Origin of the sequence: Pseudomonas protegens, assembly GCF_003732485.1 — a bacterium.
In the GTDB taxonomy this organism is placed as follows: domain Bacteria; phylum Pseudomonadota; class Gammaproteobacteria; order Pseudomonadales; family Pseudomonadaceae; genus Aquipseudomonas; species Aquipseudomonas protegens_B.
Genome location: NZ_MOAK01000086.1, coordinates 110,234 through 119,954, shown reverse-complemented (window position 1 = coordinate 119,954; position 9,721 = coordinate 110,234). Strand labels below are relative to the sequence as shown.

General features: G+C 62.5%; 6 protein-coding genes. 4 read left to right on the top strand and 2 right to left on the bottom strand.

Annotated elements, in window-relative coordinates:
• Positions 1 to 828, top strand: an 828-nt coding sequence (locus tag BLX41_RS27495) for a CBS domain-containing protein (RefSeq protein ID WP_259745246.1), incomplete at its 5' end; no start/stop codon positions are given.
• A 629-nt stretch (positions 829 to 1,457) separates the two neighbouring features.
• Positions 1,458 to 2,621 (top strand): type III PLP-dependent enzyme, encoded by a 1,164-nt coding sequence (locus BLX41_RS27485; RefSeq protein ID WP_123727432.1) that lies wholly within the window; start codon positions 1,458 to 1,460, stop codon positions 2,619 to 2,621.
• 156 nt (positions 2,622 to 2,777) lie between these two features.
• On the opposite strand, the gene BLX41_RS27480 is transcribed toward BLX41_RS27485, so the two are convergent.
• Both BLX41_RS27480 and BLX41_RS27475 read right to left on the bottom strand, forming a co-directional pair.
• On the bottom strand, positions 2,778 to 3,539 hold the full coding sequence (locus BLX41_RS27480; protein ID WP_123727431.1) for a tetratricopeptide repeat protein: 762 nt from the start codon (positions 3,537 to 3,539) through the stop codon (positions 2,778 to 2,780).
• 3 nt (positions 3,540 to 3,542) lie between these two features.
• Entirely contained in the window at positions 3,543 to 4,223 is a 681-nt protein-coding gene (locus BLX41_RS27475) for a Fe2+-dependent dioxygenase (protein ID WP_123727430.1), read from the bottom strand.
• Between the two features lie 208 nt (positions 4,224 to 4,431).
• Between BLX41_RS27475 and BLX41_RS27470 the strand changes: the two genes are divergently transcribed.
• Both BLX41_RS27470 and BLX41_RS27465 read left to right on the top strand, forming a co-directional pair.
• Positions 4,432 to 6,738 carry a TonB-dependent receptor gene (locus BLX41_RS27470; RefSeq protein WP_123727429.1) on the top strand — a complete coding sequence of 769 codons (2,307 nt, stop codon included), beginning with the start codon at positions 4,432 to 4,434 and terminating at the stop codon, positions 6,736 to 6,738.
• Positions 6,739 to 6,894: 156 nt separating this feature from the next.
• Entirely contained in the window at positions 6,895 to 9,426 is a 2,532-nt protein-coding gene (locus tag BLX41_RS27465) for a PepSY domain-containing protein (RefSeq protein WP_123727428.1), read from the top strand.
• The last annotated feature ends 295 nt before the right edge of the window (positions 9,427 to 9,721 follow it).

Sequence of the window (9,721 nt, the reverse complement as noted above, 5' to 3'; positions counted from 1 at the left end):
AAGCAGAAATGCCACGACCGGGCCCGCGAGCTGATGAGCATGATCAAGCTCGAACCCAAGCAGTACCTGCATCGCTACCCACGGGAACTGTCCGGTGGCCAGCAACAGCGCATCGGGGTGATCCGCGCCCTGGCGGCGGACGCTCCGCTGCTGCTGATGGATGAACCCTTCGGCGCGGTGGACCCGATCAACCGCGAGATGATCCAGAATGAGTTCTTCGAGATGCAGCGGGCGCTGAACAAGACCGTGATCATGGTCAGCCACGACATCGACGAAGCCATCAAGCTGGGGGACAAGATCGCCATCTTCCGCGCCGGCAAGCTGCTGCAGATCGACCACCCGGACACTCTGCTGGCGCACCCGGCGGACGACTTCGTCAGCAACTTCGTCGGCCAGGACAGCACCTTGAAACGCCTGTTGCTGGTCAAGGCCGAAGACGCCGCAGACAACGCCCCGTCCGTCAGCCCGGAAACCCCGGTAGCCGACGCCCTGGAACTGATGGACGAACACGACCGGCGCTACGTGGTGGTGACCTGTGCCGAGAACAAGGCTCTGGGTTATGTACGTCGTCGCGACCTGCACCGTCAGACCGGCACCTGCGCCCAGTTCCTGCGGGAGTTCAACGCTACAGCCGCCTACGACGAACACCTGCGGATTCTTCTGTCGCGCATGTACGAGTTCAACCGCTCGTGGTTGCCGGTAATGGATGCCGAACGGGTATTCCTTGGGGAAGTGACCCAGGAATCCATTGCTGCCTACCTGAGCTCGGGGCGCTCACGCGGGGCCAAGACCAGCATCGTCTCCCCCGCGCAAACCGCCTCTGCCTGATAGATACAGCACGCCCGCCGTAGAAGCTGGCTTGCCAGCGAAGGCACCCGCCAGAACGGCACAAGGTTCGAGGGATTCTTCGCCGGCAAGCCGGCTCCTACATCGCCAGCACGGCTCCGGCAGGGAGCGGTAAGAAATATGAACACTCGCCCCTGTCGCAACCACTTCAAGCAGTGGCCAGAATGGCCAAAACAACCCTCTGACGAGGTGTTTCGCAGGCAACGTCGCCGATGTTGAAGCCTTCGTTGTTTACAGCGATCAGGTGGACAAAGGCGGCGAACGTGCAGGTATTTTTAACACCCTGGAATTCTTCGGGAACATCTTCCGGTCATCTGTGTCGTCTACAAAGACAGGTGTCGATTACGCACGTCAGACAAGTGCAAAAACGCGACATTTTTTGTTGATCTCAGCCCCCTCACCGCCTAAAGTTCGCGCCGAACGTCCATGCTGGAAACGATCCATCCGGCTCAAGTACTGACGACGAGACAGCAAGGCCAAGGGCAGATTTCCCATGGCCTTTTTGCTTTCGGCGACATGCCTTGGGAAGTAGGCGAACCAAAGTGGGGATACGGAGGACGTTCATTTGCACCCATTGATTTCTAACGTTTGCCAGTAGGAGCTCCCAACGCATGTCGATTAACGTCGAAGACTATTTTGCGCGCGAAACCTTTCAGAAAATGAAGGCCTTCGCCGACCAGCAAGAAACCCCGTTCGTGGTCATCGACACCCAGATGATCTCCCAGGCCTACGACGACCTGCGCGCCGGTTTCGAATTCGCCAAGGTCTACTACGCGGTCAAGGCCAACCCGGCCGTCGAAATCATCGACCTGCTGCACGAAAAAGGCTCCAGCTTCGACATCGCTTCGATCTACGAGCTGGACAAGGTGCTGGGCCGTGGCGTCAACCCGGCCAATATCAGCTACGGCAACACCATCAAGAAGTCCAAGGACATCCGCTACTTCTATGACAAGGGCGTGCGCCTGTATGCCACCGACTCCGAAGCCGACCTGCGCAACATCGCCAAGGCCGCCCCAGGTTCGAAAGTCTACGTGCGCATCCTCACCGAAGGTTCCACCACCGCCGACTGGCCACTGTCGCGCAAATTCGGCTGCCAGACCGACATGGCCATGGACCTGTTGATCCTCGCCCGCGACCTGGGCCTGGTGCCTTACGGTGTGTCGTTCCACGTGGGTTCGCAACAGCGCGACATCAGCGTCTGGGACGCCGCCATTGCCAAGGTCAAGGTGATCTTCGAGCGCCTCAAGGAAGAAGACGGCATCGAACTCAAGCTGATCAACATGGGTGGCGGTTTCCCGGCCAACTACATCACCCGCACCAACAGCCTGGAAACCTATGCCGAGGAAATCATCCGTTTCCTCAAGGAAGACTTCGGTGACGAGCTGCCGGAAATCATCCTCGAGCCAGGCCGTTCGCTGATCGCCAACGCCGGCATCCTGGTCAGCGAAGTGGTACTGGTGGCACGCAAATCCCGCACCGCCGTCGAGCGCTGGGTGTACACCGACGTGGGCAAGTTCTCCGGCCTGATCGAAACCATGGACGAGTCCATCAAGTTCCCGATCTGGACCGAGAAGAAAGGTGAAGTGGAAGAAGTGGTGATCGCCGGCCCGACCTGCGACAGCGCCGACATCATGTACGAGAACTACAAGTACGGCCTGCCGCTGAACCTGGCCATCGGCGACCGCCTGTACTGGCTGTCCACCGGCGCCTACACCACCAGCTACAGCGCGGTGGAATTCAACGGTTTCCCGCCGCTGAAGGCCTTCTACGTTTAAGGACGGCAGCTAGCTGCAAGAAAAAGCCCATGACTTGTCATGGGCTTTTTTGTATCCGAATACACATCCCTCCCTGTAGGAGCGAGCTTGCTCGCGAAACGCAGACGCCCCATTGCCTGGGTCTGGCCTCTTCGCTGGCAAGCCAGCTCCTACAGCTCATTGCGGTGCGTCGCCCAGCTCCACCGCCCGCCGCTGATAGGCCTGGGCCAGTTCGCGAATCTCGGGGTGCGTGGCCTTGAGCAACGCGGCGCAAGCCACCCGCAGGAAATTCAAATTGCCGCCAGCCAGGGCCTGCTGCAGCCAATCCACGGCTTCTTCGATGCGCCCGGCATCCGCCAGCACTGCCGCATGGCTGAACTGCCCACGAAAATCCCCGCCTTCGGCCGAGCGCCGGTACCAGTCCCGCGCCGCTTCAAGGTCGGCCTGGCACACCAGCCCTTCCTCCAGGTAGCGCCCCAGCAGGTTCATCGATTTGGCATGGCCAAGGTCCGCCGCACGACGGTAGCAGGCCAGGGCCAAGGCATGGTTCTGCGCCACACCACGACCAGTGGCCAGGAGGTTGGCGTAGTTGTACAACCCCCAATCCAGCCCCGCTTCTGCAGTCAGGCGATAGTGCCCTGCAGCGCGGGCGGCATCCGCCGGGCAACCCCAGCCGTGCTCATGGCAGCGCCCGAGCATGTTGCGCGCCATCAGGTGCCCACGCTGTGCGGCGATCTCGAACCAGCGCACCGCCAGGGGTTGATCCTGCTGGATGCCGCGACCGTCGAGGAGGATCTGCCCCAGCAGCGCCTGAGCCTCCAGCATGCCCTCGGAAGCGGCGACCAGCACCGCCTGGGCCGCACGGGCCGGGCTCTGCTGGAGCATGGCGCTCAATTGGGCGCCGTCGAGGATTTCCTCGCGGCGAAGTTGAAATGTCACCGCTTACACCTCGACCCAGCGACGCAGCAGGTTGTGATAGGTGCCGGTCAGGCGGATCAGCGAAGGGTGCTCGGGCACGTCCCGGGTCAGCTCCTGGATCGCCCCGTCCATCTCGAACAGCAAGGCCCGCTGGCTATCTTCGCGCACCAGGCTCTGGGTCCAGAAGAAAGAGGCATAGCGCGCGCCGCGGGTCACCGGGTTGACCTTGTGCAGGCTGGTGCCGGGGTACAGCACCATGTCCCCCGCCGGTAGCTTGACCCGCTGCAGGCCGTAGGTGTCATGGATCTCCAGCTCGCCGCCGTCGTAATCCTCGGGATCGCTGAAGAACAGGGTCGACGACAGGTCCGTGCGCACCCGCTCCGGGCTGCCCTTGGGTTGGCGCACGGCGTTGTCGATGTGGAAGTCGAAGCTGCCGCCGGCGGTGTAGCAATTGATCAAGGGTGGAAACACCTTGTGCGGCAAGGCGGCAGACATGAACAAGGGGTTCTGCCACAGGCGATCAAGCATCGCCGCACCGATCTCCTGAGCCAGTGGATGGCCCTCGGGCAACTGCAGGTTGTGCTTGGCCTTGGCCGACTGGTACCCGGCGGTGATCTTGCCGTCCGCCCAGTCCGCCTGCTCCAGGGCTTCACGGATACGCCCCACTTCATCACGGGTGAACACGCCGGGGATATGCAGCAACATGGCCAGGTACCTGAGCAGCGAAAGAGCGCCAATGATATTGATTCTTATTGCCTATGTAAAACCCGACAGACGAATGAGAGCGCAAAAACCGTAAGGATAAATTGTAAAGAATGTAAATTCAGTGCGAATAGTAATGTTTCGCAATTGATAACAATTGTTTCTTTCCCCTATATTCCGCGGCCTCAAATCCTTGGGGAGGGGAATCACCATGTCACGCCAACAACCACCATCCGCTGTCAGTTCACCACGCCTGCTGGCGTCTGCAATTGGCGTGGCGATCACTGCCGGTTCCGCGGGCCATATGGTCCAGGCCGCTGAAGACACCCAGCAAAAGACCTCTGGCAAAGCCATTGCCCTGGAAGCCACCAGCATTACCGGTGAGGCCCAGGACAGCACGTCCTACCAGGTGGAAAAGGCTTCCTCGCAGAAATACACCGCGCCACTGGTGGATACACCGCGCTCGGTCACCGTGGTTCCCCAGCAAGTCCTCAAGGACACCGCTGCCACCTCCCTGCAAGACGCACTGCGTACGGTACCGGGCATCACCTTCGGCGCCGGTGAGGGTGGCAACCCTCAAGGTGACCGTCCGTTCATTCGTGGTTTCGACGCCCAGGGCGACACCTATCTCGACGGCGTGCGTGACACCGGTGGCCAGAGCCGCGAGATCTTCGATATCGAAACCATCGAAGTGAGCAAAGGTCCGAACTCCGCCTTTGGCGGACGCGGCTCTGCGGGCGGCAGCCTGAACCTGACCAGCAAGATGCCCAAGCAACAGGACTTCCTCAACGGCGGTTTCACCTATGGTTCCGACCAGACCCGGCGCTACACCCTGGACGTCAACCGTCAGTTCCTCGAAGGTGCGGCCTTCCGTCTGAACCTGATGAGCCACGAACAGAATGTGGCTGGTCGCGACGCCGTCAATTACGACCGTTGGGGCGTGGCGCCATCGCTGACCTTCGGCCTGGGCACCCCGACCCGGGTCAACCTCAGCTACTACCACATGGAAAGCGACGACCTGCCGGATTCGGGCATCCCCTACGGCTACAGTTCCGCGAGCGCCACGGCCCATGGTCACGACAAACCCACCGACGGCGGCGACAGCAGCAACTTCTACGGTTTGAAGGACCGCGACTTCCGCAAGACCCGCGCAGACATCAGCACCTTCTCCATCGAACACGACCTGAGCGACACCATGACGCTCAAGAACACTCTGCGTCACGGCAGCACCGGGCAGGACTATGTCCTCACCCAGCCGGACGACAGCAAGTTCAACGTCAACCGCTACGGCACCGTATGGCGTCGCGCCAACAGCCGCGTCTCGACCACGGAAACCACCACCAACCAGACCGATCTGTTTGGCGAATTCCATGCACTGGGCTTCAAGCACAATTACTCCACCGGGCTTGAGTTCACGGGCGAAGAAACTCGTGTCAGCAGCTATACCGTCAGCCCCAACAGCAACCCGACCTGTACCGCGAACAAAGTGGGCAACAGCGGCGGCAGTTGCACCTCACTGGGCAATCCGAACCCGGACGACGCCTGGACCGGCAGCGTTGCACGCAACTACAACGGCACCAACACCAAGGCCACCAGCCGCGCCGCCTACGTCTTCGACACCATCGAGCTGGACCCGCAATGGTTGTTGAACGTGGGCCTGCGCTACGACACCTTCGACACCGTGGCCAACACCAACGCTGTAGCTACTCCTACGGTCAAGGCCAGAAGCAAGCTCAAAGACGACAGCCAGTTCTGGAACTGGCAGGCCGGCCTGGTCTGGAAACCGACCGACAACGGCAGTATCTACGCCTCCTACGCGACCTCGGCGACCCCGGCCGGCGCCCTGGTGGGTGAAGGTGCCGAGGGCAACCCCCTGGCTGCCGGCGCCAGTACCAGCGACCTGCAACCTGAAGAGACGGTCAACTATGAACTGGGAACCAAGTGGAACGTGCTCAACGACCGCATGTCCCTCACCGCTGCGGTATTTCGTACCGAGAAGAAAAACACCCGAGTCCTGGTGGACGCACTGACCTACCAGAACGCCGGTGAGTCCCGTGTCGACGGCCTGGAACTGGGCGCCAGCGGCAAGATCACCGACAAATGGCAAGTCTTCGCCGGCTACAGCTACCTCAAGAGCGAGCTGGTTGATCCAGGCTTGACCGGTCGCAACGGCGCGATCACCGTAGGTGCGGCCTCGGCCAAAGGCAATGAAATGCCCAACACGCCGAAGAACAGCTTCAGCCTGTGGAGCACCTACGCCATCACCTCGAAACTCACCGTCGGCGGCGGTGCGTTCTACGTCGACGATGTCTACGGCGACACCGGCAACACCGTGTACGTACCGTCCTACACCCGCTACGACGCCATGGCCAGCTACAAGCTGACCAAGAACGTCGACCTGCAGTTGAACGTACAGAACCTGACCGACAAGACCTACTACGACAAGGCTTACGCGTCGCACTTCGCCAACCAGGCGGCCGGCCGTACCGCGCTGATGAGTGCCAACTTCCACTTCTGATCCAATGCAGCACTGTCCTGTGGCCCCGGCCACAGGCCGCCAAGCCCCACGCATTTCAATGCCTGGGGCTTTTGCATGTAAGAAAGAATGCTTATCGACAACCCACGGCATAATGCACGCCGTGTTTCAACTCTCTGGACGAACAAGGCGAGTGACGTGTTGAAGAAAACCCTGTTTCAGCTGCACTGGTTCTTCGGCATCAGCGCGGGGCTGATCCTGGCCCTGATGGGTATCACCGGGGCGACGGTGTCGTTCCAGGACGAGATCCTGCGCGCCCTCAATCCATCGGTACTGCAAGTCGACAAGCTCCCCGCCGGGGTGCTGCCGCCCGCCGAACTGGTGGAAAAAATCCAGGCCACCGAAGGCAAGACCGTCTCCATGCTCTGGGTGGAAACCGACAGCGGCAACGCCGCACGGGTGTTCTTCACCCCGCCGCCGGGGGAACGCCGTGGCCAGATGCGTTACTTCGACCCTTATACCGGCGAATTCATGGGCGACGCCGTCGGCCAGGACTTCTTCGGCTTCATGCTGCAACTGCACCGCTTCCTGGCCATCGGCGACACCGGCCGGCAGATCACCGGCGCCTGCACCCTGATCCTGATCTTCTTCTGCCTGTCCGGCTTGTACCTGCGCTGGCCGCGCCAGGTCGGCAACTGGCGGGTGTGGCTGACCCTGGACTGGGCCAAGAAAGGCCGCGGCTTCAATTGGGACCTGCACGCGGTGTTCGGCACCTGGTGCCTGCTGTTCTATCTGCTGTTCGCCCTCACCGGCCTGTACTGGTCCTACGATTGGTACAGAGAGGGCCTGACCAAACTGCTCTCCGACGCGCCACACAGTGAACGCCAGCGCGGTGGTCGCGGCGGCCCACCGCCCAAGGGCCCCGCCCCCGTGGCGGACTACAACGCCATGTGGAGCAGCATCTACAGCGCTGCCGGCAAGGACCTCAGCGGCTACAACATCCGCATGCCCGCCGTGGCCGGCCAGCCGGCCACGGTGTTCTACCTGCTCAAGACCTCCCCCCACGAACGGGCGCTGAACCAACTGACCCTGGACCCGGCCACAGGGGTGATCAGCCGTCATGACCGCTACGCCGACAAGAGCCTCAAGTCGCAGTTGCTCACCAGCGTCTACGCGCTGCACGTGGGCAGCTACTTCGGCCTGGTGGGGCGCATCCTGCTGACCCTGGCCTCCTTGACCATGCCACTGTTCTTCGTCACCGGCTGGCTACTGTACCTGGATCGCCGACGCAAGAAGCGCCAGATCAAGCAGGCCCGCCAAGGCCTGGAAAGTACCGCCCCCGACGGCTCGGCGTGGCTGATCGGCTTCGCCAGCCAGAGCGGTTTCGCCGAGCAACTGGCCTGGCAGACTGCCGGGCAATTGCAGGCTGCCGGGGTGGCGACCAAGGTCCAGCCGCTGAGCAATCTCAGCGAACAGGACCTGCGTGACGCCCAGCGCGCGCTGTTCGTGGTCAGCACCTTTGGCGACGGCGAAGCACCGGACAGCGCCCGCGGCTTCGAGCGCAAGCTGCTGGGCCGCGAGCTGTCGCTGCAAGGCCTGCAATACGCCGTGCTCGGCCTGGGCGACCGCCAGTACCAGCACTTCTGCGGCTTCGCCCGACGCCTGCACGACTGGCTGTCGAACCAGGGCGGCAGCACCCTGTTCGCCCCCATCGAAGTGGACAGCGGCGACAGCTACGCCCTGCGCCACTGGCAGCAGCAACTGGGCCAGCTCACCGGCCATGCCCCGGTAGACCTGTGGCAGGCCCCGGCCTTCGACAATTGGACCCTGAAGAGCCGCACCCTGCTCAACCCCGACAGCAGCGGCTCCGGGGTCTACCTGCTGCAACTGCTGGCCCCCAGCGCCAGCAGCTGGCTGGCCGGCGACCTGGTGGAAGTCATGCCGCGCAACAGTCCGTGGCTGGTCGAATACTTCCTCGACGGCCTGGGCCTTTCCGGCGAAACAAAAGTCCGCCTCGACGGCCTGGAGGAAAGCCTGGAACAAGCCCTGGGCAGCCGCCAACTACCAGAAAACCGTACCCACCTGGTGGGCCTGCACGCCCAGGCCCTGGTGGATGCCCTGGTGCCCCTGAGCATGCGCGAGTACTCCATTGCCTCGATTGCCGCCGACGGCTGCCTGGAGCTGCTGGTGCGCCAGGAACGCCACGCCGACGGCAGCCTGGGCATCGGCTCCGGCTGGCTGACCGAACACGCACCAGTGGGCGCCAGCATCAGCCTGCGGGTCAGACGCAACAGCGGCTTCCACCTGCCGGCCGAACCTTGCCCACTGATTCTGCTGGGCAACGGCACCGGACTGGCGGGCTTGCGCAGCCTGCTCAAGGCCCGCATCGCCGACGGCCAGCAACGCAATTGGCTGATCTTTGGCGAGCGCAATGCCGAGCATGATTTCTACTGCAAGGACGAACTGCAGGAATGGTTGACCCGGGGCGACCTGAGCCGCCTGGACCTGGCGTTCTCCCGGGACCAGGCCGAAAAGGTCTACGTCCAGGATCGCCTGCGCCAGGCGGCGGACGAGCTGAAAAAATGGCTGGACGATGGCGCCGCGATCTACATCTGCGGCAGCTTGCAGGGCATGGCTTCGGGAGTGGATCAGGTGCTCAACGAACTGCTGGGAGCAGAGCACGTGGAGCGCCTGATCGAACAGGGCCGCTACCGCCGCGACGTTTACTGAACCGCCGAACGCTTCACCGGCAAGCCGGCTCCTGCACAACTCGCATCACCCCCCGTAGGAGCTGGCTTGCCAGCGAAGGCGACCGCCTGAACAGCGCAAGGCTCACGGGCCCTATTCGCCGGCAAGCTGGCTCCTACACCAATCCTGCTGCCCCCTCCGTAGGAGCTGGCTTGCCAGCGAAGGCGCCCGCCTGAACAGCGCAAGACTCAAGGCCCTCTTCGCCGGCAAGCCGGCTCCTACATCAATCGTGCCGCACCCTCCGTAGGAGCTGGCTTGCCAGCGAAGGCGCCCGTCA